The sequence below is a fragment of the Phenylobacterium sp. genome, from assembly GCF_036263695.1.
GTDB lineage: Bacteria > Pseudomonadota > Alphaproteobacteria > Caulobacterales > Caulobacteraceae > Phenylobacterium.
Genome location: NZ_DATAGM010000225.1, coordinates 1 through 1,561 on the forward strand (window position 1 = coordinate 1; position 1,561 = coordinate 1,561).

1 protein-coding gene is annotated in these 1,561 nt (G+C 70.3%); it reads right to left on the reverse strand.

What is annotated here, in order from left to right; genetic code table 11:
* Positions 1-164 precede the first annotated feature (164 nt).
* Positions 165-1,561 (reverse strand): class I tRNA ligase family protein (locus VHK87_RS09145; protein WP_329634591.1); only part of this gene is annotated, 1,397 nt, incomplete at its 5' end.

Below are 1,561 nucleotides of genomic sequence, written 5' to 3' on the forward strand. Positions count from 1 at the left end.
GCCGGAGTTCCAGACCATGCTGAGCCAGAGCGGTCCGGCGAGCGGCGTGGGCCCGCGGGCCTCCAGCTGGAAGACCTCGACGACCCAGTATTTCGAGATCTGGTCGAGGGTGAGGATGAGGACGGCGAGCGCGAGGGCCGAAGCGCCGTGACGGGTGAAGCCCTTCACGCGACGCCCTGCCCCTGGCGGGCCGCGTCCCAGGCCGCGACCGCCTGGGCGTCGCGCAGGGACAGGTCCGGATAGCGGGGATCGGAGCCGACCTCCGGCAGGATCCGCCAGCTGCGGGCGCATTTGCGGCCCTGCGCCCTCAGCGGCTCGACGGCGACGCCGGGCGCTTCGGGCAGCCGGAAGGCGCCTTGCGGGCCGTCGCCCTCGACCAACACGGCCTGGCTGGTGCGGAACACCTCGGCCGGGTCCAGACCCTCGAAGGCGGCCCGCAGCGCCGGATCGGCGATGTGGACCCGCGGGGCGGCCTCCAGGGCCGAGCCCAGCCGCTTTTCGCGACGCTCGACCTCAAGGGCGCCGGTGACCACCGAAGTCACCTTCTGCACCTTCTCCCAGCGCTCGGCTTCGGCGTCGTCGCGCCAGGCCGAGGGGGTGTCGGGGAAGACCCGCAGGGAGTTGGAGCCGGCGTCCGGGAAGCGGGTGTTCCAGGCCTCTTCCATGGTGAAGGGGATCAGCGGCGAGAGCCAGATGGTCAGCCGCTCGAAGACCAGGTCCATCACGGTGCGCGCCGCGCGCCGGTTTGGCGCGGTCGGCAGGTCGCAGTAGAGGCTGTCGCGGCGGATGTCGAAGAACAGGGCGGACAGCTCGTTCTGGCAGAACTCCAGCACCGGCCGGGCGGCGTCCGAGAAGCGGTATTCGCGGTAGGCGGTGCGCACCTGCACGTCCAGCTCCCAAAGCCGGTGGAGGATGAACCGCTCCAGCGGCGGCATGTCCTTGGGCGCGACCTTCTCGGCGTCGGAGAAGCCGGCCAGGGCGCCGAGCAGGTAGCGGACGGTGTTGCGCAGCTTGCGGTAGGCGTCGGTGGTGGTGGCCATCACCGCTTTGCCGATGCGCAGGTCCTCAGTGTAGTCGGCCATCGCCGCCCACAGGCGCAGGATCTCGGCCCCGGAGTCCTTGATCACCGACTGCGGCTCGACGGTGTTGCCCTTGGACTTGGACATCTTCTCGCCGTTCTCGTCCACGGTGAAGCCGTGGGTGAGGATGGCGTCGTAGGGCGCTCGGCCACGGGTGCCGGAGCTCTCCAGCAGCGACGACTGGAACCAGCCGCGGTGCTGGTCCGAGCCTTCCAGATAGAGGTCGGCGGGCCAACGGGTGTCCTCGCGGCTCTCCAGCACGAAGGCGTGGGTCGAGCCGCTATCGAACCAGACGTCGAGGATGTCCTCGACCTTCTCGTAGCGGTCCGGATCGTGCGCGCCGAGGAAGTCGCTGGCCGGCCGGGTGAACCAGGCGTCGGCGCCTTCCTTCTCGATCAAGCCGACGATGCGGGCGTTGACCTCGTCGTCGTGCAGCGGCTGGCCGGTCTCCTTGTCGACGAACATGGCCAGCGGCGCGCCCC